Source organism: Rhizobium sp. M1, assembly GCF_002531805.1.
In the GTDB taxonomy this organism is placed as follows: domain Bacteria; phylum Pseudomonadota; class Alphaproteobacteria; order Rhizobiales; family Rhizobiaceae; genus Rhizobium; species Rhizobium etli_C.
Genome location: NZ_NWSW01000002.1, coordinates 1 through 25,409, shown reverse-complemented (window position 1 = coordinate 25,409; position 25,409 = coordinate 1). Strand labels below are relative to the sequence as shown.

The window sequence follows — 25,409 nt, the reverse complement described above, 5'->3', positions numbered from 1 at the left end:
GAGATCGGCTTAGCACTTTCCCAATAGGCGCGCAAATGCTAAGCACTTATGCCAAAAGGGGAAAAAGTCAAAAAAAGCTTATGACCAATCTGGGCGATCTCGAAATCTTTGCCAAGGTCGTTTCGACGGGAAGCATGTCGCTTGCCGGGCGCATGCTCGGCTTTTCCCCCGCCGTCGTTTCCAAGCGGATCAAGCGGCTGGAGGACCGGCTCGGCACCCGGCTTTTACAGCGCACGACGCGGCAGATCTCGCTGACGGAAGCCGGCCAGGGTTTCTACGACCGCGTTCTCGGCATCCTTGCCGGGCTGGAAGAGGCGGAATTTTATATTTCCGGCCGCGCGGCGCAGATGCACGGGACGCTGAAGATCTCGGCGCCGACCTCCTTCGGCCGCATGCATATCGCGCCGCACCTGAAAGCCTTCATGCAGGCGCATCCGGAGCTGGCGATCAACCTGGTGCTGACCGACGAATTCAGCGACATTGTCGGCGACGGCTTCGATCTGGCGATCCGTATCGCGGAACTCACCGATTCCAGCCTCGTCGCCCGGCGGCTGGCGCCGGTGCGCCGGCTGCTCTGCGCCTCGCCGGATTATCTCTCGGCACATGGCGCGCCGCGTGACATCGACGATTTGAAACACCATCGCTGCCTGCCGGCACACAATGGCGACAGCTGGCGGCTGAACGGGCCGAATGGGGCGCTCAGCCTGCGGCCGGAAGGCATGCTGGTCACCAATTCCAGCGAAGTGATCCGCGAGGCCGTCATATCAGGCCTCGGGATCGCGCTGCGCTCCACCTGGGATATCGGCGAAGAACTCAAAGCCGGCCGTCTGGTGCAGGTGCTGCCGGCCTATGAGGGCTCGCACAATGTCACGCTGTCGGCCGTCTATCCCAGCCGGCAGTTCCTGCCGGCCAAAGTGCGGCTGTTCATCGACTATCTCACCGAACTTTACGGGCCGGTTCCCTATTGGGAGCGCTGACACTTCAGCACGGCAATCGCCACCATGCCCACGCACGAGACCACGTTCAGCTCTTCGGCGGCTTTGCTGCGATGACGGCCTGAAAGGCACGGACGGCATTGAGAGGCATAGTTACCACATTTGCAAAAATCCTAGTGGAACAATTGATCCCGCCATTGATTAGGAGTCGGGACGAAGCCATATTGTACACCTGTGCAACGTGACGCATTCGAGACAGGACGTGACGGATTTCTGAGCCTGCCCCAGCTCGATTTCCCCTATGAACAGCGATCGAATCGCGTTTCGGATCGTCCTGCAGCTTTTGGATTGCGTAAGCTTTCCGTGATACATGTATATGAGTGATTCCTAACAACCACTGCAAAGGTGACCCGACAATTGACTCTACTCGCCCGATTGGCATCCGATGTGCAACTGATGTTTCGGCGGCCGCCGCGACAGCAATATGGTGCGATCTGTTACCGGGTGAAAAAGAAGAGCGGTGAGGTCGAGGTGCTCTTGATGACGAGCCGCGACACCGGCCGCTGGGTCATCCCCAAGGGCTGGCCGATGAGCGGAAAAAGCGCTCATGAGGTCGCCGCGCAAGAAGCCTTCGAGGAAGCCGGTGTCCGCGGCGTCGCCGAAACGGAGACGCTCGGCGCCTACACCTATTCGAAGGTGCTGCGCGACGGGGTGCAAGTGGTCTGCAAGGTGCAGGTCTATGCGCTCGAAGCCGCCAACATGGCGAAGAACTTCAAGGAAAAAGGCGAGCGCCGCATCGAATGGGTCTCGCTCGACGAAGCGGCCGCGCGCGTGCGCGAGCCGGAGCTGCGCGGCCTTTTCCTCGCCTTCAAGCGGAAGATGACCGACAGGCTCTCGCCCAAAGCGGCAAAGCAGGCTCCAGCGGCGAAACAAATTCCGGCGGAATGAATCCTGCCATCTTGCGCTGCTAGAACAGGATGAATTTAGGCCGGTCGGCCTAAAATATGAATCCTGTTCTACATTAAAGAGTTAGAGCATGATGTCGTCCGAAAATCGCTCACACTTTTCGGCATCATGCTCTAGGAAAGCAGCCCAGACGCAGCTTTGTCCCTGGAAACACGCATGCCGCCACGCCCCGCCGTCCTCACCAAACGCACGCTCGACAAGGACCTCGACAAGATCACCCATGCCGAGGATGCGGCAAAGCACGTCTTGCGGCGGCTGGTGGCGCCTGGCCTCGGACTGATCTTCGTCGGCCTGACGATGATCTTTGCCGGTGTCTATGTGTTCGACCGCCCGGGAGCGATGCTCGTCGTGGCGGCGGCGGCCCTTGCCGGCTACATGGCGATGAATATCGGCGCCAACGACGTGACCAACAATGTCGGTGCCGCCGTCGGTGCGCGCGCCATGACGATGGGCCAGGCACTCATCATCGCCGCGATTTTCGAGGTCCTCGGCGCCACGATCGCCGGCGGCGAGGTCGTCAAGACGATTTCCTCCAACATCGTCGACGCCGTGCAGGTGCCGCAGGCGATACTTGGCTGGATCATGATGGCGGCGCTGATGGCGGCGGCCCTCTGGATCAACCTCGCCACCTGGATGAACGCGCCGGTTTCCACCACCCATGCGATCGTCGGCGCCGTGATCGGCGCCGGCATCTCGGCCGTCGGGACGGAGCCGGTGAACTGGCGGGTCATGCTGGAGATCACCTCGAGCTGGATCACCTCGCCGCTGATCGGCGGGCTAATCGCGGCCGGCCTGCTCTACCTCGTCAAGACCCTCATCATCTATCGCGACGACAAGATCGCGGCGGCTCAGCGCTGGGTGCCGGTGCTGGTCGCGGTGATGGCCGGCGGCTTCATGGCCTATATGGTGCTGCAGCTGTCGCCGCCCGGCCGGTTTCCGTCCTTCACCGTCATCCTGATCGGCATCGGCATCGGGCTGGTCAGCTGGCTTGCCGCCCGGCCGCTCGTCCTCGCCCAGGCGCGGGATCTCGAAAATCGCAACAGCTCGCTGCGGGTGCTGTTCCGGCTGCCGCTGATCGGCTCGGCGGCGCTGCTTTCCTTCGCGCATGGCGCAAACGACGTTTCGAACGCTATCGGGCCGCTTTCGGCGATCGTCCATTCGGTCGGCATCGGCGGCGTCGACGGCGTCGGGCATCCGCCGCTCTGGGTGATGCTGATCGGCGCCTTCGGCATCTCCGTCGGCCTGCTGCTGTTCGGGCCGCGGCTGATCCGGCTGGTCGGCGAGGAGATCACCAAGCTCAATCCAATGCGGGCCTATTGCGTCGCGCTGTCGACCGCGTTCACCGTCATCGTCGCCTCCTGGCTCGGCCTGCCGGTCAGCACCACGCATATCGCCGTCGGCGCCGTCTTCGGCGTCGGCTTCTTCCGCGAATGGTATACGCGCCATTCGAAGCGCCGCATCGCTTATATCCGGCGCAAGGCCGAGAGCTTCGATATCGACGAGCCGGAGGAGCCGAACATCCATGAGCAACGCCGGCGCTATCTCGTGCGCCGCTCGCATTTCATGACGATCGTCGCCGCCTGGATCGTCACCGTGCCGGTCTCGGCAGCGCTTGCCGCCGTGATTTATTGGGCTATGTTCGCGCTCTTCGTCTAAAGCGCGTCGCGATCTTTCAGATTCGCGTGCCGCGCTTTAGGTCTTTGTTTTCCGCATGTCTTTAACGCAAAATCGCTGCACACTTTTGCGAGACATGCTTCGAGACCCTGAGTTTTTCGAATGCGCGCCAATTTTCGCATGCAACGGCTTTTCGTCGACGCGCCGCTTTCTGCCGGCGCCGCCCTCGAGGCGAATGCCGATCAGTTCAACTATCTCGCCAATGTGCTGAGGATGGAGGACGGGGCGGAAATCCTGCTCTTCAACGGCCGCGACGGCGAATGGAAGGCGAGCCTCTCCTTCCCCACGCGCAAACGCATTCAACTGATGGCAATCGAAGAGACGCGGCCGCAGCCGGCACCTTGCGACCTGCATTATCTCTTTGCGCCGCTCAAGGTCGGTCGCATGGATTATCTGGTGCAGAAGGCGGTCGAAATGGGCGCCGGCCTGCTGCAGCCTGTTATGACCCAGCACGTGCAGGGCAAGATCACCAATCTCGACAAGCTGCGCGCCAATGTCGTCGAGGCGGCCGAGCAATGCGGCGTTCTCGGCATTCCCGAGGTGGCCGAACCAGTGAAGCTCTCCGACCTGCTCGACCGTTGGCCGAAGGAGCGCCGCATCATCTATTGCGACGAGGGCGAGGCCGGGCAGAACCCGCTGCCGGTGCTGTCGGCGATCCGGGAAAAGCATCTCGCGCTGCTCGTCGGGCCGGAAGGCGGCTTTTCGGAAGAGGAACGGGGCCGGCTTCGAAGCCTCGATTTCGTCACCGCCATTCCGCTCGGACCACGCATCCTGCGGGCCGATACGGCAGCGGTTGCGGCGCTCGCCGTGGTGCAGGCGGCGATCGGCGACTGGGCCTGACGGCGAAAACGGGTGGACATGGAAATTGCTGCTATTTTTTTGATGCACCGTTGAAAGAATTTCACTTGCAACATACGTGGCTTGGGTCCTAATCACCCTTCCAGCTGCCCGGCCCCCTGGGCGCCTTTTTCAATACAGGTACCCCGCATGGCCCGCGACACTACCGACCAGACGCCGCTCTCTTCGGTCCAGGATCTGACCGATTACATCGCCGCGGGCAACAAGCCGCGGGAGCGCTTCCGGATCGGCACCGAACACGAGAAATTCGCCTTCTTCCGCGCCGACAACAGCCCGGTTCCCTATTTCGGCGATGCCAGCATTTCGGCCCTGCTCACCGGCCTGCAGGAAAAGAGCGGCTGGGAGCCGATCATGGACGGCGGCAACATCATTGGCCTGGCCGAACAGAGCGGCATGGGCGCCATCTCGATCGAGCCCGGCGGCCAGTTCGAACTCTCCGGCGCGCCGCTGGAGACGCTCCACGAAACCTGCAGGGAATCGAACCAGCACCTGGCGACGCTGCGCGAAATCGCCGAACCGATGGGCATCCGCTTCCTCGGCATCGGCGGCAGCCCGAAATGGACCTATGCGCAAACGCCGCAAATGCCGAAATCGCGCTACGAGATCATGACCCGCTACATGCCGAAAGTCGGCAGCAAGGGTCTCGACATGATGTACCGCACCTGCACGATCCAGGTGAACCTCGATTTCTCCTCGGAAGCCGATATGCGCCAGAAGATGCGCGTCTCGATGAAGCTGCAATCCTTGGCGACCGCGCTCTTTGCATCCTCGCCCTTCACCGAGGGCAAGCCGAACGGGCTGCTCTCCTGGCGCGGCGATATCTGGCGCGATACCGACAACCGGCGCTCGGGCCTGCTCGATTTCACCTTCCGCGACGATTTCGGCTTCCGCGACTATGCCGAGTGGGCGCTCGACGTGCCGATGTATTTCATCGTCCGCGACGGCCGCTATCACGATTGCACCCATGTCACCTTCCGCCAGTTCATGAACGGCGCGCTGAAGGGCGAGGTCGCCGACCCGGCGCCGACGATGGGCGACTGGACGAACCATCTTTCGACGCTCTTTCCCGACGTCAGGCTGAAGCGTTTCCTCGAAATGCGCGGCGCCGACGGCGGCCCGTGGCGGCGCATCTGTGCCTTGCCGGCCTTCTGGGTCGGCCTGCTCTACGATGATGCGGCCCTTCAGGCTGCCGACGAACTGACCAAGGATTGGAGCTTTGCCGAGATCGCTGCCCTGCGCGACGCCGTCCCCGCCGAAGGGCTGAAGGCTCAGTTTCGCGGGCATGCGCTGCTCGACGTGGCGCGCGAGGTGGTCGGCATATCGAGAACCGGCCTCAAGACGCGCGGCAAGCTTAACCGCGAAGGCCAGGACGAAAGCATCTTCCTGGCGCCGCTCGACGAGGTGCTCGCCAAGAAGGCGACGCTCGCCGAGGATCTGCTGTCGCTCTATCACGGCCGCTGGAACGGCTCCGTCGAACCGGTCTTCGAGGACTATCAGTACTGAGTCGCTATTTTCGACCGTCTCCGAGCAGCGGAAGCTGTCGCAGCATATCCCTGATGATCAGCGCGTCCCAGGGCAGATGTTCGGTGATCCCCAGCCCCACGACCTCGACCTGAGCGGCGACATCGTTCAGCAGGCGGATGACGTGCGGGATCGTCATTCGTCCGCGCGCCACCCCTGAAAAAGCGTCCGGAGCGATATTGGGCATGGTGAAGTTGAGCGAGCGAAACTGCGACGGGTCTATGACATCAAGGTCGAAATGGATTGCGACGTGCCTGGCGCCAGTTGATCGCAGCCAATCGAGCACGGGTTCGCTGTCTTCGGCCAGTTGAGACGGCGTTGCCATGCGAAGCCCGAGCCTCTGGACGATCTGCCATTCCACCGGCGACATGTCGTAGAGGCCGGCATACATGACATTTTGAGGCTTGATCGGCCGGCCCACCCTGTCGGCAAAATCGGGATCACCCTCGCCCATGAGATTTCCAAGCACCATCGCATGGGCATGCGCGGCGTGCTCGGGCGTGACAACGTCGGGATGGGCGTCCACCCAGAGAACGGCCAGATCGCCCCCATAGCGTTGGTTGAGATAGGCAAACGGGGCGAGATCGACCAGGCAATCGCCGCCGAGCACCACGACCTTATCAGGCGCGTGCCTCTTCAGGATTTGCTCGGCAGAATCGATCTGCCGCAACAGCGTGCTGCGCGCAACGATGCCGTTCTCCAGAGGAAGCGCGCCGCCATCGGGTTCGGCAACCTCGACCGTGGCAATCGGGCCGCTGGCGGAAGGTGCCAGCATGGCCAGCAATTGCGAGCCGAAGTGATAGGCTTCGATATTTCCACCCTGCCATTGGGGAAAGTGCAGCCGTAAGGTCTTGCCGCTCATGTCTTGCTCCATGTCCCTCCACGACCTGCCGCTGAGGCCTCGGCCGCATGCTCTCGCGAAATTCCTCCCTAAGTTCTTATAGCAAAAAGCCGTTTGCACATTACCTTTTCCGGATATATTGGCGTTACACGCGTCACGACTCGGGGAAAGGGACCTCCATGCTGCCACTCTTCGACATGATGATGCAGGCACAGAACGGTGCGGCGATGGAAGCGGTCGCGCGGCAGTTCAACCTGGCGCAGGAACAGGCGACCAAGGCGATGGCGGCGCTGATGCCGGCCTTTTCCGCCGGCCTGAAGCGCAGCACCAGCAATCCTTACGATTTCGTCGGGCTGATGCAGGCCGTCGCCTCCGGCAATTACGCGCGCTATTTCGAGGATATGAACCGGGCCTTCACGCCGGAGGGCATTTCCGACGGCAACAACATCCTTGCCCAGCTCTTCGGCTCGAAAGAGGTTTCGCGGGCGGTCGCCGCCCAGGCGGCGCAGATGACCGGCATCGGCCAGGATATCTACAAGCAGATGCTGCCGGTTTTGGCCGATACGCTGATGGGCGGGCTCTTCAAGCAGACGACCGGCCAGATGGCCTCGCCGGTCAACCCCTTCGTCAACACGGCGATGGGCGAGACCATTCAGAAATGGCTCGAGAGCACCGGCTTTGCGCCGAAACCGAAGGCCCCGGAACCCAACATCTTCGACAATCCCTTCACGCAAGCGATGCAGCTGATGTTCTCGATGCCGAAACAGGAACCGGCGCCTCAGCCGAACCCTTTCCTCGACAATCCCTTCGCCAAGGCCTTTCAGGAAATGATGACCGGGCTCGGCCAGCAGCCGCCGGCCAAACAAGCGCCAGCTAAACAACCGGCGGGCAAACAACCAGCGGCCAAGACGCCGGAGGCGCCGAAGGAAGAGGCGAAGGCCGCTGCCGAGAGCTATACCGACATGCTGAACGCCATGTTCGACAGCGGGCTTGAGGTGCAGAAGAGTTACCAGAGGAACCTGGAAGCGATTTTCGAAACCTATCGGCCGAAGCCCCCCGAAACCAAGGCATAAAAAAACCCGGCGATGGCTTGGGAAAAGCCGATCGCCGGGTCAAGCGGCAGGGCTATTGGCTATCACCCTGCGGGGAAAACTCGACACTCCTACTCCTCGTGGGAGCGGAAGAGCTGCAGGCGCCAGCGATTGCGCGCCGAGCGCGTCAGATGTTCCGACGGGTCCTCGAAAAAGGTCGAGGCCAGGAAGGCGGAGGTCAGGTCGGCCCTTGTGAGGCCGATATCCCTCAGCTGACTGTCATTCAGATCATGCAGCCCGTTGACCTCCATTCGATTGCGAAACCCGCGAAAGAGGGAGACCAGCGGAGCGAGGCCTGCCACCAGACGCTGGAAAAGCGTCGGGGTCAGCTTGCTGCAGTCGAGTTCTAGTGTTCGGTCTGTCGTGTGCATCGAACTCTCCTTTCTCGGGCACGCAACAACCCACCCCTCCCGCGAGGTCGTGCAGGAGGGGATAAGGCTGAATTCTGCTTGGACAGGCAGGGTGTCTGTCCTTCACTTTGCTTGATTTGCATCCCGAAGATGCCAAAGACCTATTGATCAGTCCAACGAATGTTTCTAATGATTATCATCAGCTATCTTTATGGGTGACACCATGTCCGCGCCTCTTGATCTCGACCAGTTGCAGACTTTCATCGCCATCGTCGATTCCGGCAGCTTCACCAAGGCGGCCGACAAGGTCTACAAGACTCAATCGGCTGTCTCCATGCAGATGCGCCGCCTCGAAGAGCGCATCGGCAAGCAGCTCTTCATCAAGGATGGCCGCGGCAACCGGCTGACGGTCGAGGGCGAGAAGCTGCTCAATTACGCCCGGCGCATCATCCGCCTCAACAATGAAGCGATCGCCGCTTTTGACGACAACAGGCTGGAGGGTATGCTGCGCATCGGCACGCCGGACGACTATGCCGACCGCTACATGCCCGAGATCATCGGCCGCTTTGCCAAGACGCATCCGAACGTCGAGCTCTACATCGTCTGCGAGCCGTCGATGGACCTTGCCGAGCGCATGCACAAGGGCGAGCTCGATATCGCGCTTGTCACCCACAATCCGCGCGAGCGCATGTCCGACGTGGTGCGAACCGAACCGCTCTGCTGGGTCGGCTCGGCCAACCATCCGATCCGCGACGACGCGCCGGTGCCGCTTGCCGTCGGCCGCCGCGACTGCCAGTGGCGCCAGCTCGCCTGCTCGGCGCTCGATGCCGTGGGCCGCGAACACCAGATCCTGTTCACCAGCTGGTCCTGCACCGTCGTCGCCGCGGCCGTGCTTGCCGGCATGGCTGTCTCGGTGATGCCGGAATCGGCGCTGCGGACCGGCATGAAAGTGCTGAGCCAGGCGGACGGCTTTCCGGCGCTGCCGCCGGTGCAGATCGGCATCATGAAACGGCCGGGCGTTTCGATCTCGCTGATGAACGCGATCACCGCGCATATCACGGCCTGCCTCGACAACATCACACCTGCTGTCATCGACGACGGCCTGGATGCGGACGTCAAATCCGCGCAGGCGCGCCTTTATCCGCGGCTGAAGGCCGCCAATATGGTGCCGAGCTGGTAGCCGCTCTCAGGCCGCGCGCGGCGCGGCCTCGGTGAAAAGGGAGGCGCGGATGACGCGTTTCCACTCGCCGAGCATGCGCCGCGCTATAGTCTCTTCGCTGATGGCGGCAAGCCGGATGACGGCGCCGATCAGATGGCTGAAAAGGTAAGTGCGGGCGAACATTTCTTCGTCGCAAAGATCCGGAGCCAGCCTGCGCACGGCGTCATGAAAGATGCCGGCGACACGGCCGCTATGCTCTATATTCAGCCGCAGCAGATCCTGATCGGTCTCCGTCCCCATCCAGACGCCGAGATAGACGGGATCGTCATGGTAGGAATCATAGTACCAATCGATGATATCGCAGAGGAGATCGAGCGCCTGCTCGAGCGACTGCACGTCGGAGAACATCGCCGCCGTCTTCGTCTGGATCGCCGAAGCGTGCTGATCGAACAGGGCTTTGACGATCGCCGCTTTCTCCGGGAAATACTGGTAAACCGAGCCGATCGGCACTTTGGCCGCGATCGCGAGCTCGGTCATCCGCATGGCGCTGACGCCCTTCTCGGCGATGATCCTGGCAGCGGCGGCAAGAATAAGATCCAGCCTCTGAATGCTGCGCTCCTGCTTCGGCTTCCTTCGCAAGCCGATGCGATCCATGCTTTCCGCGCCCATGTCGTTCCCATTCTTATTGTTGCGCGCAGAGGCTTCTGCCACCAGCGCGTCGAGCGGATATGACATGCAGGTCTTCATCAGGCGTAAACGGAAAAGCTCGCATTTTAACGACCGGCAAACGCGTATGAAAATCGGGAGTTCAGCTGTTCCCGCCGGTTGCGCCAGGCTAGAGAATCCTTGAAATAGTTGCGAAATTCTCTTCAACGGGAAAAGGCTGATGGCGCCACTCTTCGTTGCGGGGAATGGCCGTCCAGAAGTTTTAGAACTTCACTGACAGCGTCGCCTTAACCCCATGCTGCTGCGCCTCTTTCGCGATCTGGCCGGAATAGACGATCCCGAGCGCAGCACCTTCGTTCAGGGCGACGTCAAGGCCGGCGTCGAGGACGAAGGCGTTCTGCGCCAGCGGCACGCCGGCGACGGTGAAGGCATCGCCTGCTGCAAAAGCCTGCGTCGACAAGGGGACGATGTCGCCGGCGGCATGGCGCCAGCCTGACATGCCGTGCAGGGTGGCACTCGTCCCGCCGAGGCGAACCTCCATTTCGGCACGCAGGCCGAGCGTGGTGATGGTGGTGTTGGTCGTGCGGCCGGAGACGTCGAGTGCGGCCGCTCCGCCCTCTTCGGAAAAGCCCGCCGTTCGAATGCCCACATGGGCGAGATTGACGAAGGGCTCGAAAGAGGCCGCCGCCCTCTCGAACCGGTAGCCGAGCTCCGCAAAGCCCTGCAGCGTGCCGCCCCCATAGTTCGCGTCCAGCCTGTCCTCGAAGCTGCCGATCGCGACACGGCGGCTGGTTTCGATGTCATGCCACGTATAGGCGAGGCCGGAGCGGAAGGCGAGACCGCCCCAGTGCGTGCCGGCATAGAGGCCGATATGATAATCGTCGCTCGAGCCCGACGAAGCACGGTGACGGGGATCGAACCGGGAATTGCTGTAGCCGGCCATCACGCCGAACCGGACTTCGTCGAAATTGCTGTCGACACCGGCGAGAAACCCACCCGTCTGATGGCGGAACGTGGCGGCATTGCCATCCGTGAATGCCTCGCTCAGACCGCCAAAGGCCGTGCTCCAGAAAACCGGCCCGTCCGCAGTTTCGGCGGCGGTCACTTCCGGAGCGCCGGGCCAGAAGGCTTGTATCGGAACCGCGCTGGCGACGGGATCGCCGAAAGCGGAGCGCAGACGTTCGTTGGCGGCCTCGCGAACAAACAGGCTCTGGGTGATCAGCGCCGTCTTGATCGACGCATGGATTTCGCCGGAAAGCGCATCGAAGCTCGCTTGGACCTCGGACTCGTCGTCGGGCAAGGTGACGATGGCATCGTAGATGTCGTTGCCGACACCGAGAGTCTCGGCTGCGTCGGCCGCGGCAATCTGGTTGCGCGTCCGAGCCATATCGCTGAAACTTACGTCATTCCGCTCGATCGCCAGATAGACATTGTTCAGATCATAGGAGAGGTCGGCGGCCAGGAAGGCGTAGTTGGAGGTGACGGCGCCGAATGTTCCGTTGATGCCGCCGGCAGCAGTGAGGATCGTATAGGTGGCGAACGGCTTATAGTGGCCATTCATCCCGACATGGGTAACGCTGGCGCCATTGAGGAACGCGATCCCGCCGACCGAGATCAAGTCGCTGGCGGTGCCGCCCGGATCGACCTCGACCTCATAGGTAGCGCCCGGATCGAACATCAGATCGCCGCCGACGGTCAAGGTTCCGATCGAATTGCCCGGCGCGATGGTGACGCCTGCCCCGGCGGTCAGCGCGCCGATATCACCCGAGCCGCCCAGTCTGCCGCCCGTCATCGTCAGGATGCCGCCAAGGCTGCCATTAACGATCAGGCGGCCGTCCGAAACCGTGGTCGTCCCGGTAAAGGCCGAACTGTCGCCGGTTAGGCGCAGGGTGCCGCTGCCGGCCATCGTGAAGTCGCCGCTGCCGGAGAGTACGCCGCCATAGGTGCTCTCAATCGCCTGATCGAGCGTGAGATCGGCGCTGCCGAGCGCGATCTCGCCGCCGCTTCCCGAAAGCTCACCCATGGTCAGGTCGAAACCGCCGAGATCGAGTATGCCGCCATTGATGGCGTAAGCGCCGTTCTGCACGAAGGCGCCGGCGCTGCCCGCCAGCAAGGTGCCGGCCTCGACCGTCGTCACCCCGGTATAGATGTTGGTGCCGGAGAGCGTCAGCGTGCCGGTGCCCTGCTTGGTCAGACCGCCGACGCCTTGCAGATCCGTGGTTATGCCGACAGCAAAGCCGTTGGTGTCGATAAAGGCGCCGCCCGAATTGGTCGTCACTTCGCCGACGCTGAAGCCGCGCAGGAAATTCGCCTCATTGCCCGTTGCCCGCAGAATACCGCCATCGAAGACGAGACTTGCACTGCCGCCGCCTCTCTCGACATAGCCGGTCTCTAGGACACCACGCCCGCTTCCGGCGCTTCCGGCAATTTCGACGGTACCCGTCGCACCTGAATCATCGGCGATAACGACCTCGGACGCCGATACCAGGCCGGCATCGTCGATGGTCACGCTGCCTGAGCCGAATTCGCCGACGAAGAGCGCGCCGCTACTGATCCAGCTCGAGCCTGCGCCGGTCACGCTGACCACACCGCTGCCGTTCGAACTGAAGCCGACATAACCGAAGCTGCCGGTGACAGAGCCACCGTTCGAAATGGTCAGCGTTCCCGCGCCGGCCGCGCCGACCGAGACCTCGATGGAATTGCTCCACAGCGAGTTTGCGCCTGTAACGATGACCTCGCCAATGGCGCCGGAATCATTGCTGATATAGCCGGATGCACTGTTGACCGTTCCGCCATTCGAAATGATCAAAGTGCCGGTGCCGCTGTCGCCGATGGTGAGATCCTGGAAGTTCGTCCAGGCCGAACCTGTGCCGGTGACCGTTACCGTGCCGCTGGCGCCGGAGAAATAACCGATATAGCCGAACTGGTTGTCGACCACAGCGCCGTCTTCGATGGTCAGCGCGCCGGTGCCCTGATGGCCGACATAAAGGTCGTCGGAATTGCTCCAGCTCGAGCCTGAGCCGGTGACCGTCACCGTACCGCCGGCGCCGGGATCGACGCCCAGCACGCCGGTATCATTGCTGACTGCGCCGCCGTTGCGGATGATGAGGGTCGCATCGTCGCCATTCTGATCGCCGATGACGAGATCGGTATTGATGGTCCAGGGACTCGGCTGCGTGCCCGGGCCGGTGCCGCCCGGATCGTTGCCGTCGACGATCTCCGTGTCGTTGCCGGTAATGACCTGCTGCGCCCATCCCGGCTCCGCCGCCAGCATCAGCGTCAGCGCCGCAGTGCTCGCCGAGCCCGCAAGCCGCAGCATGGCCATGCGATGGATCGCCGCCCCGCCTGTCTTCTCGTCCATCTTCGCTCGCAAATCGTCCCCGCCATCATTCGCTCGCGCAGAAATAGACGAATCAATTTAAATATTAGTAACCATGTTCCTGAGATTATTCTTCGACGACAGCGCCCGTGTCTTTCCAGACGCGCGAGGGATGCTGCAACATTTTGAATTTATGCATAATTTTGCTCTTGAATCGATTCCGATTCAGGAAGTTATGCCGTTGGTCGCGGCGCGTTATCCGATTGCCATCCACCCGGCCAGCCAGACCCACATGGCGGCGAGCACGAGGTAACCGGCGGCGAAGATCGGGCTGCGGTAGCGCAGATCATTGCTCGTGACGTGGATGGCGGCATGGGCGTAACGCAGGGCGACGAAGACCCAGGCGAGCGCAACGGCGACAAGATTATCGGCCTCGGTGACATAGAGAAGAATGCAGCAGGCATAGAAGAGCACAGGCAGTTCGAACTGGTTGGCGAGACAGTTCTTGACGGCGAGGCTTTCGGCCGGCTCGTCACGATTTTCGCGATAATCCGATTTCGCGATCTTGCCGGCGCGGACCATTTTTGCGCGTCGCTGCCCAAGAAGCGCATAAAGACCATAGACCAGGGCCACATGGGCAAGCAGTGGCCAAAAGATTTGATAGCCGGTCATATGCTCCCTCAAGTCCTTTCCGTTTCCGCATTCGTTGCGAGGAGTAGCCGAAAGGGGAGCAGGATGCCAGCGGCTGAGGCCGCGTCTCAGTCCTGGCGCGGCGACAGCCAGCGGACGATGGCAAGCCGGGCGAGGAGGATGAAGCAGATGGCGAGGCTTGCGAATTTCAGCCGTGTCATCCACGGCAGCAGATGCGCGGCAAGACCTGCGGGTCCGCCATCGCCGAAGGCGATCAGACTTGAGATATTCTCGCCGTAGTCGGCGATGCCATAAAGGAACGGCAGCAGGTAGACCGCCTTGGCGATGAGCGGGTGTGGCGATCGGCCGAACCACGCGCCGACAGGCTCAAGCCTGAGGAAGGATAGAAACAAGAGCGCCGTCAGCAATGCCGGAAAGATCAGTTCCGGCCCGAAATACATGGCGCTGAGCAGCCTTGCCGCCGTCTCGTTGTCATCGAGCAGCGTCTGCATATGAAAGACGGCGGACTCGTCGTAACCGGCGAAATAGGTGTCGAGCACCGCCTGGCCGGTTTCGTGCTTGAAGGGAACGACGAAGCCGAAGGTCGTCCAGGCGAGCACGGCAAGGCAAAGAGCGGCGAGCAGCGCGATGATCCAGAGCGGAATCCCGCTGCCCGCCTTCATGATCAGAGACCGGCGCCCGGATAGTTCGGGCTTTCCCGGGTGATCGTCACGTCATGTGCATGGCTTTCGCGAAGACCGGCGCCGGAGATGCGAACGAAGGTGGCCCGCTCCTGGAAATCCTTCAGATCCTTGCCGCCGACATAGCCCATAGCCGCCTTGAGACCGCCGGCGAGCTGGTGGACGACGGCCGAGACCGGCCCCTTGTACGGCACCTGGCCCTCGATGCCCTCAGGCACGAGCTTCAGCGTGTCGCGCACCTCCGCCTGGAAATAGCGGTCGGCCGAGCCGCGGGCCATGGCCCCGACGGAGCCCATGCCGCGATAGGCCTTGAAGGAACGGCCCTGGTAGAGATAGACCTCGCCCGGGCTCTCATCGGTGCCGGCGAGCAGCGAGCCGATCATGACGGCGGAAGCGCCGGCGGCGATCGCCTTGGCCAGATCGCCGGAAAATTTGATGCCGCCATCGGCGATGACGGGCACATCCTGATCCTGGGCGGCCTGAACGGCCGACATGATGGCGGCAAGCTGCGGAACGCCGACGCCGGCGACGATGCGCGTGGTGCAGATCGAACCCGGGCCGATACCGACCTTGACGGCATCCGCACCCGCATCGATCAGCGCTCTTGTGCCGTCATAGGTGGCGACATTGCCGGCCATGATCCTGATCGAGTTGGAGAGCTTCTTGACCCGGGTGACGGCATCCAGCACGCGCTGCGAATGGCCGTGGGCGGTATCGACGACCAAGAGGTCGACGCCGGCCTCGATCAGCCGCTCGGCGCGCTCGAAGCCGTCATCGCCGACGCTGATGGCGGCGGCGGCGCGAAGCCTGCCCTGCGCATCCTTGGAGGCGTTCGGATTCAGTTGCGACTTCTCGATATCCTTGACGGTGATGAGGCCGACGCAGCGGCCTTCGGTGTCGACGACCAGCAGCTTCTCGATGCGATGCGAATGCAGGAGGCGCTTGGCTTCCTGCTGATCGACGTTCTCCTTGACGGTGACCAGATTGTCTTTGGTCATCAGCTCGTGGATCTTCTGCTCCGGATCGGAGGCGAAGCGGACGTCGCGATTGGTCAGGATGCCGACGAGGCGGCCGGACTTCTCGACGACCGGGATGCCGGAGATGCCGTGCGACTTCATCAGGCCAAGCGCCTCGGCAAGCTTTGCCTCCGGGCCGATGGTGACGGGATTGACGACCATGCCGCTTTCGAACTTCTTCACTTGGCGGACTTCTTCGGCCTGCTCGACCGGCGTCAGGTTGCGGTGGATGACGCCAAGGCCGCCGGCCTGGGCCATGGCGATCGCCAGACGGCTCTCGGTGACCGTGTCCATGGCCGAAGAGAGGATCGGGATGTTGAGGTCGAAGTCGCGGGCGATGCGGGTCGCGATGTTCGTCTGCCCCGGCATGACTTCGGAGTGGCCGGGCTGCAGCAGCACGTCGTCGAAGGTGAGCGCGTCCGCGCCGGTTGCCGTTTCTATGATGCGGGCCATGGCCAAATTCCTTCAGTTAAGAAAAATGCAACCCGCCCCGGAAACGAATCGTCCGCCCCGGCGGTGTGCATGAGTTGCTTGGAAGTTGGCGAGGGCTGGTAACACGTCTATGACAGGAAGGAAATAGCAAAAAGCCCGGCGTGCCCGCCGGGCTCGTCATGGGTGCCATGCACGAAGAGCAATTCCGGGAAAAACGGAACCGCTTGCGATCAGATATCGAACTGATAGGTCTTCGGCACGAAGCGATAGCCGCCGTCCTGCCTCTCGGCAAAACCGACCGCCGGGAACGGCATGTGATAGCCGAGGAAGGCGATCTTGTCGGCCGCGATCATGTCGAAAACCTTGCGGCGGGCGGCGGCCGCCTGCGCCTTGTCCATATCGAAGCGCACCTCCCAATCCGGCCGCAGCAGCGACAGGATATAGTGGTTGGCCGTATCGCCGGTCAGTACCAGGCGCTTTCCTTCCGATTCGACGTGGAACACCATGTGCCCAGGGCTGTGACCGGCTGCCAGCATCGCGGTCATGCCCGGCGCGACGCTGGCGCCGTCCTTGATGAAGGTGGCTTTTTCGACGAGCGGCTTCACATTGGCGAGCACTGCCTTGTGGCCGCCCTCGGCCGGTGTGCCCTCGCGCGCGGTGTTCGACCAGAAATCATATTCGGCCTCACCGATGAAATAACGCGCATTCTTGAAGGCCGGCGCGCCGTCTTCCATCAGCCCGCCGATGTGATCGCCGTGCAGATGGGTCAGAGCCACCAGGGTCACGTCCTCGGGCGAATATCCCGCCACTTTCAGGCCTTCGGCGAGCTTTCCGAGCCCGCGGGCGCGGCCGCCCGCGCCAAAGCCGGTGTCGACGAGAATGAGATCGGAACCGGTGTCGATAAGAACAGGCGCATAGCCGTTCAGCAGCTTGTCGGCCGGCAGGAAGTTGGCGGCCAGCAACGCCTGGACGGTTTCGGGATCCTGATTGGTGCCGTAGGTCTCATAAGGTTTTTCGGAAATGTTGATACCGTCCCTGACGACGGTGAACTTATAGGAACCGAGCTTGAACTGATTGATTTCGGGTAAAGGCGCTATATCCATACGTCTGCTTGCTCCAGTGGCGGCCGCTTCGGCCTTCTCTCTCAATATTGCCGGCGCCGCCAGCAGGCCGAGGCTTGCGGCAAAAAGCGTGCGCCGTGTCATTCGCGTTGAAATTGCCATATATCCATTCCCCCATGACGCGTGCTTTGTCGCTGCGCGGCCGATGATACCCGCCGGATTTCTTGCCCCGGCGCAGTAAAACATATGTCAATCTTGGTAGCGGACCGTGACGGACAAGCCGTCTCACGCAGACGTGAAGCAAACATCGCATCGAACCGGATTTGAGCATTGGCAGCTCCCGGAACTCGGACTAAACAGCACGGACCTCCCAGCTTCCATCCGCGCCCATCAAGGCTCCCGCCTATGAACCGCATCGTCCCGCTGATCCTCGCCGTCGCTCTCTTCATGGAACAGATGGACTCCACCGTGATCTCGACGGCGCTGCCGGCGATCGCCGCAGACCTCCATGTCGGGCCGATCACGCTGAAGCTGGCGCTGACCTCCTACATGGTGGCGCTTGCGGTGTTCATTCCGGTCAGCGGCTGGATGGCCGACAGGTTCGGCGCCAAGAAAATCTTTCGCCTCGCCATCTCCGTCTTCGTCATCGGCTCGATCTTCTGCGCCATCTCCTCCAACCTCGTCGAATTCGTCTTTGCCCGCTTCCTGCAGGGCATGGGCGGCGCGATGATGACGCCGGTCGGCCGTCTCGTGCTGGTGCGCACGACACAGCGAAGCGATCTGGTCTCGGCCATGGCGCTGCTCACCATCCCGGCCCTTGTCGGCCCGCTCACCGGCCCGCCGCTCGGCGGCTTCATCACCACCTATTTCAGCTGGCACTGGATCTTCCTGATCAACGTGCCGGTCGGCATCATCGGCATCTGGCTGGCGACGATCTTCCTGCCGGAGGTGGAGGCGACAGCCCCGCCGAAGCTCGATTTTACCGGTTTCGTGCTGACCTCGCTTTCGGCCGCGGGCGTCGTCTTCGGCCTGTCGGTGGTCAGCCTGCCGGCCCTGCCGCCGATCATCGGCGTTGCCGCCACCGGCATCGGTCTCCTCTGCGGCTTCCTCTATATCAGCCATGCGAAGCGCCACCCGGCGCCGATCCTTAACCTCGGCCTGTTCAAGAACCCGACATTCCGGGTTTCGACCACGGGGGGCAACCTCTTTCGCATCTGCGTCGGCGCCATGCCGTTCCTGACGCCGCTGATGCTGCAGCTCGGTTTCGGTCTGACGCCGTTCCAATCCGGCCTCATCACCTTTGCCGGCGCGATCGGCGCGATCACCACCAAATTCATGGCAAAGCGCGTCTTCGCAGCCATCGGCTTCCGCACCACGCTGATCGGCGCCGCCATGGTGACGACCGTCGTCACCGTCATTACCGGCCTGTTCACGCCGGCAACACCGCATCTCGTCATTATCGGCGTGCTGCTCATCGGCGGCTTCTCGCGCTCCTTCATGTTCACCGGCGTCAATGCGCTGGCCTTTGCCGATATCGACGATGCGCAAGCGAGCCAAGCGACCTCGATGAGCTCGGTGATGCAGCAGATCAGCCTGGCGCTCGGCGTCGCGGTCGCGGCCGCGATCCTGGAAAGCTCGATTTATATCAGGGGCGAAGCGCTTGATGTGGCCGATTTCCACCTTGCCTTCTACATCATCGCTGGATTGACGGTGATTGCGACCATTCCCTTCATCAGGATGGACCGCAACGCCGGCGCGCTGGTTTCCGGCCACCGCGCAAGGCGCCTGACGGGAGCGATCGAGGCCGAGCAGCAGGCCGTGAAATAAGCTTTCTATTCAAGGCTCTCGCAGACGGCAGAGAGCTTGTTGCCGTCGAGATCGCGGACATAGGCGGCATAAAAATGGGCATGGTAGGAGCGCAGGCCCGGCCCGCCTTCATCGGCGGCGCCTGCCGCGATCGCCGCCGCATGGAAGGCATCGACGGCCGCCCGCGTTTCGGCCGTGAATGCGACCATGGCGCCGTTGCCCGCGCTCGCCCGGCGGCGATTGAAGGGCGTTACCACCCAGAAGCGGCAGCGCGTATCGCCCACGGCGGAATAGCCGATCTCCTCCTGCGAATAATGCTGGCGGCGATAGCCGAGCACGGGCAGAACGGCATCGTAAAAATGCCCTGCGCGGTCAAGGTCGTTGGTTCCGAGCGTGACGTAAAGAAGCATGGGATCGTCATCATCGGCCGGGATCGGCCCGAGATCAAGCTTGCTCTGCGTCAGCTTCCGCCTTGCGGCCCTTGAAGCCCTTGGCGAGCAGGAACATCTCGACCGATTCGGCGCGCGACGAGTTCGGCTTGACGTGGACGACCTGACGGAAATTCTGCTTCAACATGGCGAGCAGATCACGCTCGGTGCCGCCCTGGAAGGTCTTGGTGAGGAAATGCCCGCCCTCCCCCAGCACCTCGATGGCGAAATGGGCCGCGACTTCGCACAGATGCATGGTGCGCAGGTGGTCGGTGCGGTGGTGGCCGGTGGTTGGTGCTGCCATATCGGAGATGACGAGATCGGGTGTGCCGCCGACGGCCTCCATCAGCTTTTCCGGCGCGCTCGGATCAAGGAAGTCGAGCTGCAGGATCTTGACGCCGGGAAGCTGGGCCATTTCCAGGAAATCGATGGCGGCGACACGGATATCCTCATCGGTCGAGCCGGTGACCTTGGCGGCGATCTGCGACCAGCTGCCGGGTGCCGCACCCAGATCGATGATCCGCCTGGCGCCGCGCAGGATGTGGTATTTCTCGTCGATCTCGAGCAGCTTGAAGGCGGCGCGGGCGCGATAGCCCTCGAGCTGGGCGCGCTGCACATAGGGATCGTTGATGTGGCGCTGCAGCCACTGGCGGGAGGAGGCCTTCATCTTCTTGTTCTTGACGCGCTGGCCGAGCTTGCGGCCGGTGCGATTTCCCGCGATCGGTGCCTTGGTCATGCCGTTCCCCTCATTTCGCGCGCTGGCCGCGGCGATTGCGATTGCGCCGCCACACACCGTCATCAGCCATCATGTCGGTGAGCAGGCCTTCCCTCAAGCCGCGATCGGCAACGCGCATGCGCGGGCTCGGCCAGCGGCGGCGGATCGCCTCGAGAATGGCGCAGCCGGCGAGCACCAGATCGGCCCGGTCCGGTCCGATGCAGGGATTGGCCGCACGGCTGTCGAAATCCCAGGAGAGAAGCTTTGCCTGCATGGCGGAGACCTCGTCATCCGACAGCCAGATGCCATCGACCTTGCGCCGGTCATAGCGCGGCAGGTCGAGATGGACGCCGGCAAGCGTCGTCACCGTGCCCGACGTGCCGATCAGGTGGAAATCGCCGGTCTGGACAATTTCGATCTCGGGGCAATCGAAGCGCCCGAGCATGCCTTCGACCTCGCGCACCATGCCTTCGAAAAGCTCCGGCGTGACATCGCGCCCGCCGTGACGCTCCGACAGCGTCACGACGCCGACCGGCAGGGACGTCCAATGGGTGATGTGATTGGCGAGCCGGCTGAAACGATTGTCGCCGATGCGGATGACGGCGATCTCCGACGAACCGCCGCCGATATCGAAGAGCACGACGGAGCGTGTCTCGCGGCCGACCAGCGACGAGCAGCCGGAGACGGCAAGCCGCGCCTCGGTCTCCCGATCGATGATTTCAAGCTCAAGGCCAGTTTCGGCAACGACGCGGCCAAGGAATTCCTCGCCATTGACCGCCTGGCGGCAGGCTTCAGTGGCGATCAGCCGCATGCGGCGGATCTCCCGGCTCCGGAGCTTGGAGGCGCAGACCCTCAGCGCCTCGATCGCCCTTTCCATCGCCTCATCGGACAGACGGCCGCTCGCCGCAAGGCCTTCGCCGAGGCGGACGATGCGGGAAAAGGCATCGACGACGCGGAACTGGCCCGGACGGGTCGGCTGGGCAATGAGCAGACGGCAATTGTTGGTGCCGAGATCGAGGGCGGCATAGAGCTCTTCCGGCCAAGCATGCTCGCCGGCCTGGCGGTCCCCCTGGTGCGCGTGGCTCTCCGGGCGGCCCTTGCGGCCGGCGCCGGCGCCGTTCTGCATCTCGCGCGGCACGGCGGCACGCGCCGTCTCTTCCGCCCGGTTTTCCTGCGGCCGGATATGGGAAGGCTTTGCCGATGTCAGCGGCCGCCCCTGCAGGCCGCGCTTGCCGCGATGCTTGCGGCGGTTGCGCCGGCTCGACGGCGAATCGCCGTCCCGGGCGGGATTGGCTGCGACGCCCGTCTGTTCCATCGGCTGGGGTTGAAGCGAGCCCTCCTGCGAAGCGCCATGGCCGCCGCGACGGCGCCGCTTTCGCTTGCGGGCCGGATGTCCGGCGGCATCTTCCATTGGGCGCGCTGGCTGCCCGGCATTGCCGGAGAGCTCATGCGAAGCGGGATGAGCGGCGCTGCGGGTTTGCCCGCCGCGCTTGCCCTTGCGACGCCTGGACTTCTTGCCGTCCTTGCGCCCTGCCGCCGACGCCCCGTCAAATTGCGGCTTCACGCCGCCTTCGGGGTCTTCCACGTTGTTTTTCCACCGCGCCGCGCAACTCCCTGAGGTATGCAGCAGGCGCTCATTCGATTTTTGCGTTGCCGCAAGAATATCAGCGCCCGCCGAAATCGCCAAATTCTTTTTTGGCAGAGGGATTTGCGGAATAGTTTCAGCCCTGGCCGCGAAGGCCGATTTTTTTCAAAACAGGTATTTGCAATCGGCGGGCTTTTGTTTATAAGCGCCGCACACCAGCCGAACCGCCCGCCGGTTCGCTTATGCTGGGGAATAGTTCAATGGTAGAACAGCGGACTCTGACTCCGTCGATCTTGGTTCGAATCCAGGTTCCCCAGCCAAATCTTCCTCATTGAAAAGACAGCAGTCGTTGATGCGGATGCCTCATCGTCGGCTTGTCGAAGCAGCTGAATGATTGGCGTGAGGCAGGGCGTCATCGCGTCCTTCGATCAACAGCGCCGCTTAGGGCGAGACATCAAACCAACGCCGCGCCCCATGCTGACGGCACGCGGATTGCCGCGCCGACGGATCGGCGACGTCATCATCGACGCGATTCAAAACGGCTCGACGCTACTGTCGCACCGCACCGGCGTTGCCTTCGAACTGCAGAAACCAGTCATACACGGCGCGGATGCCGTCCTCCAGCGAGATGCGGGGCTTCCAGCCCATGCTCTTCAGCTTGTCTGTGCTCATGAGCTTGCGCGGCGTACCGTCCGGCTTGGAGAGGTCGTGGGCGATTGTTCCTTCATAACCGACCACGCGGCAAACCAAGCGCGCCAGTTCGACGATTTCGATATCCTCTCCCGAACCGACATTGACGTGTTGCGCGTCGGAATAATTTCTCAACAGGAAAACGAGCGCATCGGCACAATCGTCGACGTGAAGAAATTCCCGTCGCGGCGTTCCAGTTCCCCAGATGGTAATTTCGGGTGCCCCTGTCGCCTTTGCGACGTGGGCTTTGCGAATGAGCGCGGGCAGGACGTGACTGGATTGCAGATCGAAATTATCGCCCGGACCATAAAGATTGGTGGGCATGGCAGAAATATAATCGCGCCCGTGCTGCTTGCGATAGGCTTCCGCCAGCTTGATGCCGGCAATCTTAGCGACGGCATACCATTCGTTGGTCGGCTCGAGCGGGCCGGTCAGAAGCGCATCTTCCGAAATCGGCTGCGGCGCAAATTTGGGATAAATGCAACTCGACCCCAGAAAGAGAAGCCTGTCGACGCCACTGCGGTGCGCGGCCTCGAAGATATTGGCCTCGATGATCAGATTGTCGTAGAGAAAATCAGCCGGAAAGGTGTCGTTCGCCAGAATCCCGCCAACCTTCGCAGCCGCGAGGATGATCGCATCCGGTCTGTTGGTCTGGACGAATCTTTCGACTTCGTCCTGCCGCTTCAGATCAAGCTCCTGCCGTGTTGCCGTGACGACAGTGCAATTTTCTGAGTGAAGCCTGCGCACAAGGGCGCTGCCCACCATGCCCCGATGACCGGCCACCCAGATTTTCTTGTTCGACAAGTCGGACACTCAGCTCTCTTTCCTGAAGTTTTGAGTCTTCCAGTGCTTGATATCTTCACGCACCATTTCGGCAGCGAGTTCGCGAACCGGCGTCTTGTGATGCCAGCCCAAATTCTGACGTGCTTTGGTCGGATCGCCAAGCAAAAGGTCGACTTCCGTCGGGCGAAAATACCTAGGATCTATTTCGACGAGGCATCGGCCGGAGGCAGCATCATAGCCCTTCTCATCGACACCGGACCCCTTCCATTCCAAAGTAATGCCCACGTCGGCAAAGGCCCACTGGACGAACTGGCGCACGCTGGTCGTCTCGCCCGTCGCCAAAACGTAGTCCTCCGGCTTGTCCTGCTGCAGCATCAGCCACATGCCTTCGACATATTCGCGCGCGTGACCCCAGTCGCGCTTGGCGTCTAGATTGCCGAGGAAGAGCTTATCCTGGAGGCCGAGATGGATGGCAGCCACCGCCATTGTGATCTTGCGGGTGACGAAGGTTTCGCCGCGAAGCGGGCTTTCGTGATTGAATAGAATGCCATTCGACGCATGCATGCCGTAGGCCTCGCGATAATTCACGACGATCCAATAGGCATAGAGCTTGGCGGCGGCATAGGGAGAGCGCGGATAAAACGGTGTCTTCTCGTTCTGCGGCACTTGCTGCACAAGGCCGTAAAGCTCCGATGTCGATGCCTGATAGAACCGGGTCCTTTTCTCAAGACCCAGGATACGGATCGCCTCAAGCAGCCTCAGCGTCCCAATGCCATCGGCATCCGCCGTATATTCAGGCGTTTCGAAACTGACGCCAACATGGCTTTGTGCGGCAAGGTTGTAAATTTCGTCGGGCTGCGTCTGCTGCACGATCCGCAGGAGATTGGTCGAGTCGATCATATCGCCATAATGGAGGATGAAGCGCGGATGGGCTTCATGCGGATCCTGATAGATGTGTTCGATACGGCCGGTGTTGAAAGACGAGGACCGACGCTTGACGCCATGGACCGTGTAGCCTTTGCTCAAAAGCAATTCGGCCAGATAGGCACCATCCTGACCAGTCACCCCAGTGATAAGCGCGGTCTTTGCCATATTAAAGGTCATCTTTCGATAAAAGCGTCGGGTCGAATTTATGGAAGCGGCCGAACTCGCGCAATCCCCATGACCGACAGCCAAGCCAGCGAAATGGACAGATCGCTCTCTCTGGTTGACGTGATACCGCTGCAATTGGACGAGACGTTTCAGATTGTCAGATTTCCATAGCGAAGACTACCCGAAAAGGCAGGGGAACGGAAAGCCCATTCCGAAGCGAAATATAGCGGACTTTACACTCTGCGGCACTAGGTGCGAATACGCATCATCCGCAGGCGAATTGATGAACCACGTAAAGGAACGCTTTGTCGTGTGCGATGTCATGGATGCCGCTGCGTCCGGTCTTGCAGGTTGCTAAACAAGATTCCGCGGAACCTGTCGCAAAACGCCGCCCATGACCGGGCCGAAGCACGTGAATGCGCGCTCACCATCAAGGCGGCGAAGAAGGCCAAGGCCTGAGCGGCTTTCCGTAACCGGCGGAAATTGAAAGTGACCGCCGAGGCCATTGAGAAATAAGCAGGAATCGTTAGGACTGGCCTCGCTATCGAAGCCTTGTGGGGATGTTATATGTGCGGAATTGTGGGGATCGTCGGAACTCAGCCTGTCGCCGGGCGCCTGGTCGATGCGCTGAAGCGCCTCGAATATCGCGGTTATGATTCCGCCGGCGTCGCCACCATCCATGAGGGCGTGATGGATCGCCGCCGCGCCGAGGGCAAGCTCTTCAATCTGGAAAAGCGCCTCGACGTCGAACCGCTGCCGGGTCTGGTCGGCATCGCCCATACGCGCTGGGCGACGCACGGGGTGCCGAACGAAACCAATGCCCATCCGCATTTCGTCGAAGGAGTCGCCGTCGTCCATAACGGCATCATCGAGAATTTCTCCGAGCTGCGCGACGAACTGACTGAAGAGGGCTCGGTCTTCGAAACCCAGACCGACACCGAAGTCGTCGCCCAGCTGATGGCGAAATATCTGCGCGAGGGCTTCGATCCGCGCGCCGCCATGCTGAAGATGCTGAACCGGGTGACCGGCGCCTATGCACTGGCCGTCATGCTTAAGGCCGATCCCGGCACGATCATGGCCGCCCGTTCCG

Annotated in this window: 21 protein-coding genes, 1 tRNA gene and 1 pseudogene; 10 read left to right on the top strand and 13 right to left on the bottom strand. The window is 62.0% G+C overall.

The features are described from left to right. The first annotated feature begins 80 nt into the window (after positions 1 to 80). The 5 genes from CO655_RS02265 to CO655_RS02245 all read left to right on the top strand — a co-directional run bounded on the left by CO655_RS02265 (position 81) and on the right by CO655_RS02245 (position 5,936). Positions 81 to 977, top strand: coding sequence for a LysR family transcriptional regulator (locus tag CO655_RS02265; RefSeq protein WP_097605551.1), 897 nt, complete (start codon positions 81 to 83; stop codon positions 975 to 977). A gap of 375 nt (positions 978 to 1,352) precedes the next feature. Then, positions 1,353 to 1,883: an NUDIX hydrolase gene (locus CO655_RS02260; RefSeq protein WP_097605552.1), complete on the top strand. Its 531-nt coding sequence runs from the start codon at positions 1,353 to 1,355 to the stop codon at positions 1,881 to 1,883. Between the two features lie 174 nt (positions 1,884 to 2,057). Further along, on the top strand, positions 2,058 to 3,557 hold the full coding sequence (locus CO655_RS02255) for an inorganic phosphate transporter (protein ID WP_097605553.1): 1,500 nt from the start codon (positions 2,058 to 2,060) through the stop codon (positions 3,555 to 3,557). A gap of 120 nt (positions 3,558 to 3,677) precedes the next feature. Continuing rightward, on the top strand, positions 3,678 to 4,415 hold the full coding sequence (locus CO655_RS02250) for a 16S rRNA (uracil(1498)-N(3))-methyltransferase (protein ID WP_097605554.1): 738 nt from the start codon (positions 3,678 to 3,680) through the stop codon (positions 4,413 to 4,415). Positions 4,416 to 4,562: 147 nt separating this feature from the next. Further along, positions 4,563 to 5,936 carry a glutamate--cysteine ligase gene (locus tag CO655_RS02245; RefSeq protein WP_097605555.1) on the top strand — a complete coding sequence of 458 codons (1,374 nt, stop codon included), beginning with the start codon at positions 4,563 to 4,565 and terminating at the stop codon, positions 5,934 to 5,936. Positions 5,937 to 5,940: 4 nt separating this feature from the next. Here the strand turns inward: CO655_RS02245 and CO655_RS02240 are convergent, their stop codons facing one another. Continuing rightward, positions 5,941 to 6,816 carry an arginase family protein gene (locus CO655_RS02240; protein WP_097605556.1) on the bottom strand — a complete coding sequence of 292 codons (876 nt, stop codon included), beginning with the start codon at positions 6,814 to 6,816 and terminating at the stop codon, positions 5,941 to 5,943. 158 nt (positions 6,817 to 6,974) lie between these two features. On the opposite strand from CO655_RS02240, the gene CO655_RS02235 reads away from it, so the two are divergent. Then, positions 6,975 to 7,868 carry a DUF937 domain-containing protein gene (locus tag CO655_RS02235; protein WP_097663659.1) on the top strand — a complete coding sequence of 298 codons (894 nt, stop codon included), beginning with the start codon at positions 6,975 to 6,977 and terminating at the stop codon, positions 7,866 to 7,868. An 89-nt stretch (positions 7,869 to 7,957) separates the two neighbouring features. On the opposite strand, the gene CO655_RS02230 is transcribed toward CO655_RS02235, so the two are convergent. Further along, complete coding sequence (locus CO655_RS02230) at positions 7,958 to 8,257, bottom strand: DUF1127 domain-containing protein (protein ID WP_010032235.1); 300 nt, start codon at positions 8,255 to 8,257, stop codon at positions 7,958 to 7,960. A 202-nt stretch (positions 8,258 to 8,459) separates the two neighbouring features. Between CO655_RS02230 and CO655_RS02225 the strand changes: the two genes are divergently transcribed. Then, positions 8,460 to 9,416 (top strand): LysR substrate-binding domain-containing protein, encoded by a 957-nt coding sequence (locus CO655_RS02225; RefSeq protein ID WP_012482798.1) that lies wholly within the window; start codon positions 8,460 to 8,462, stop codon positions 9,414 to 9,416. A gap of 6 nt (positions 9,417 to 9,422) precedes the next feature. Here the strand turns inward: CO655_RS02225 and CO655_RS02220 are convergent, their stop codons facing one another. From CO655_RS02220 to CO655_RS02195, 6 genes are all read right to left on the bottom strand, one after another. Next, positions 9,423 to 10,064, bottom strand: a complete 642-nt coding sequence (locus CO655_RS02220; RefSeq protein WP_097663850.1) for a TetR family transcriptional regulator — start codon at positions 10,062 to 10,064, stop codon at positions 9,423 to 9,425. Positions 10,065 to 10,323: 259 nt separating this feature from the next. Next, positions 10,324 to 13,422, bottom strand: a complete 3,099-nt coding sequence (locus tag CO655_RS02215) for an autotransporter domain-containing protein (protein WP_097663658.1) — start codon at positions 13,420 to 13,422, stop codon at positions 10,324 to 10,326. Between the two features lie 213 nt (positions 13,423 to 13,635). Continuing rightward, positions 13,636 to 14,052 carry an MAPEG family protein gene (locus CO655_RS02210; protein ID WP_097605559.1) on the bottom strand — a complete coding sequence of 139 codons (417 nt, stop codon included), beginning with the start codon at positions 14,050 to 14,052 and terminating at the stop codon, positions 13,636 to 13,638. An 86-nt stretch (positions 14,053 to 14,138) separates the two neighbouring features. Continuing rightward, the gene (locus CO655_RS02205; RefSeq protein ID WP_097663657.1) at positions 14,139 to 14,693 is read right to left on the bottom strand and encodes a hypothetical protein; all 555 of its coding nucleotides are present in this window, start codon (positions 14,691 to 14,693) and stop codon (positions 14,139 to 14,141) included. A 2-nt stretch (positions 14,694 to 14,695) separates the two neighbouring features. Beyond that, positions 14,696 to 16,180, bottom strand: coding sequence for an IMP dehydrogenase (guaB, locus tag CO655_RS02200; protein WP_097605561.1), 1,485 nt, complete (start codon positions 16,178 to 16,180; stop codon positions 14,696 to 14,698). 209 nt (positions 16,181 to 16,389) lie between these two features. After that, the gene (locus CO655_RS02195; RefSeq protein ID WP_097663656.1) at positions 16,390 to 17,382 is read right to left on the bottom strand and encodes an MBL fold metallo-hydrolase; all 993 of its coding nucleotides are present in this window, start codon (positions 17,380 to 17,382) and stop codon (positions 16,390 to 16,392) included. A 243-nt stretch (positions 17,383 to 17,625) separates the two neighbouring features. Here CO655_RS02195 and CO655_RS02190 point away from each other — a divergent pair, with 243 nt between their 5' ends. Further along, the gene (locus CO655_RS02190) at positions 17,626 to 19,047 is read left to right on the top strand and encodes a DHA2 family efflux MFS transporter permease subunit (protein WP_097663655.1); all 1,422 of its coding nucleotides are present in this window, start codon (positions 17,626 to 17,628) and stop codon (positions 19,045 to 19,047) included. Positions 19,048 to 19,052: 5 nt separating this feature from the next. Here CO655_RS02190 and CO655_RS02185 read toward each other — a convergent pair whose 3' ends face one another. Genes CO655_RS02185 through CO655_RS02175 form a run of 3 tightly spaced genes read right to left on the bottom strand, consistent with a single transcriptional unit; the run spans position 19,053 to position 21,754 of the window. Further along, complete coding sequence (locus CO655_RS02185) at positions 19,053 to 19,436, bottom strand: VOC family protein (RefSeq protein WP_097663654.1); 384 nt, start codon at positions 19,434 to 19,436, stop codon at positions 19,053 to 19,055. A 34-nt stretch (positions 19,437 to 19,470) separates the two neighbouring features. Next, on the bottom strand, positions 19,471 to 20,190 hold the full coding sequence (locus CO655_RS02180; protein WP_097663653.1) for an RlmE family RNA methyltransferase: 720 nt from the start codon (positions 20,188 to 20,190) through the stop codon (positions 19,471 to 19,473). 10 nt (positions 20,191 to 20,200) lie between these two features. Beyond that, the gene (locus CO655_RS02175; RefSeq protein WP_097663652.1) at positions 20,201 to 21,754 is read right to left on the bottom strand and encodes a Ppx/GppA phosphatase family protein; all 1,554 of its coding nucleotides are present in this window, start codon (positions 21,752 to 21,754) and stop codon (positions 20,201 to 20,203) included. Between the two features lie 246 nt (positions 21,755 to 22,000). On the opposite strand from CO655_RS02175, the gene CO655_RS02170 reads away from it, so the two are divergent. Next, a tRNA-Gln gene (locus tag CO655_RS02170) sits at positions 22,001 to 22,074 on the top strand. A 229-nt stretch (positions 22,075 to 22,303) separates the two neighbouring features. On the opposite strand, the gene CO655_RS02165 is transcribed toward CO655_RS02170, so the two are convergent. Then, entirely contained in the window at positions 22,304 to 23,257 is a 954-nt protein-coding gene (locus tag CO655_RS02165) for a GDP-L-fucose synthase (RefSeq protein ID WP_097663651.1), read from the bottom strand. After that, positions 23,258 to 24,319: a GDP-mannose 4,6-dehydratase gene (gene gmd, locus CO655_RS02160; protein ID WP_097663650.1), complete on the bottom strand. Its 1,062-nt coding sequence runs from the start codon at positions 24,317 to 24,319 to the stop codon at positions 23,258 to 23,260. A gap of 567 nt (positions 24,320 to 24,886) precedes the next feature. Here gmd and CO655_RS02155 point away from each other — a divergent pair. Then, positions 24,887 to 25,409, top strand: a pseudogene (locus CO655_RS02155) (glutamine--fructose-6-phosphate aminotransferase); the annotation flags it as partial.

Excerpts from the sequence above, each read along its gene's own strand:
- CO655_RS02180 (WP_097663653.1), bottom strand. The coding sequence starts at position 20,190 with ATGACCAAGGCACCGATCGCGGGAAATCGCACCGGCCGCAAGCTCGGC.
- gmd (WP_097663650.1), bottom strand. The coding sequence starts at position 24,319 with ATGGCAAAGACCGCGCTTATCACTGGGGTGACTGGTCAGGATGGTGCC.
- CO655_RS02250 (WP_097605554.1), top strand. The coding sequence starts at position 3,678 with ATGCGCGCCAATTTTCGCATGCAACGGCTTTTCGTCGACGCGCCGCTT.
- guaB (WP_097605561.1), bottom strand. The coding sequence starts at position 16,180 with ATGGCCCGCATCATAGAAACGGCAACCGGCGCGGACGCGCTCACCTTC.
- CO655_RS02265 (WP_097605551.1), top strand. The coding sequence starts at position 81 with ATGACCAATCTGGGCGATCTCGAAATCTTTGCCAAGGTCGTTTCGACG.
- CO655_RS02195 (WP_097663656.1), bottom strand. The coding sequence starts at position 17,382 with ATGGCAATTTCAACGCGAATGACACGGCGCACGCTTTTTGCCGCAAGC.
- CO655_RS02185 (WP_097663654.1), bottom strand. The coding sequence starts at position 19,436 with ATGCTTCTTTACGTCACGCTCGGAACCAACGACCTTGACCGCGCAGGG.
- CO655_RS02190 (WP_097663655.1), top strand. The coding sequence starts at position 17,626 with ATGAACCGCATCGTCCCGCTGATCCTCGCCGTCGCTCTCTTCATGGAA.
- CO655_RS02235 (WP_097663659.1), top strand. The coding sequence starts at position 6,975 with ATGCTGCCACTCTTCGACATGATGATGCAGGCACAGAACGGTGCGGCG.
- CO655_RS02245 (WP_097605555.1), top strand. The coding sequence starts at position 4,563 with ATGGCCCGCGACACTACCGACCAGACGCCGCTCTCTTCGGTCCAGGAT.
- CO655_RS02255 (WP_097605553.1), top strand. The coding sequence starts at position 2,058 with ATGCCGCCACGCCCCGCCGTCCTCACCAAACGCACGCTCGACAAGGAC.
- CO655_RS02205 (WP_097663657.1), bottom strand. The coding sequence starts at position 14,693 with ATGAAGGCGGGCAGCGGGATTCCGCTCTGGATCATCGCGCTGCTCGCC.
- CO655_RS02230 (WP_010032235.1), bottom strand. The coding sequence starts at position 8,257 with ATGCACACGACAGACCGAACACTAGAACTCGACTGCAGCAAGCTGACC.
- CO655_RS02240 (WP_097605556.1), bottom strand. The coding sequence starts at position 6,816 with ATGAGCGGCAAGACCTTACGGCTGCACTTTCCCCAATGGCAGGGTGGA.
- CO655_RS02225 (WP_012482798.1), top strand. The coding sequence starts at position 8,460 with ATGTCCGCGCCTCTTGATCTCGACCAGTTGCAGACTTTCATCGCCATC.
- CO655_RS02215 (WP_097663658.1), bottom strand. The coding sequence starts at position 13,422 with ATGGACGAGAAGACAGGCGGGGCGGCGATCCATCGCATGGCCATGCTG.
- CO655_RS02220 (WP_097663850.1), bottom strand. The coding sequence starts at position 10,064 with ATGGGCGCGGAAAGCATGGATCGCATCGGCTTGCGAAGGAAGCCGAAG.
- CO655_RS02210 (WP_097605559.1), bottom strand. The coding sequence starts at position 14,052 with ATGACCGGCTATCAAATCTTTTGGCCACTGCTTGCCCATGTGGCCCTG.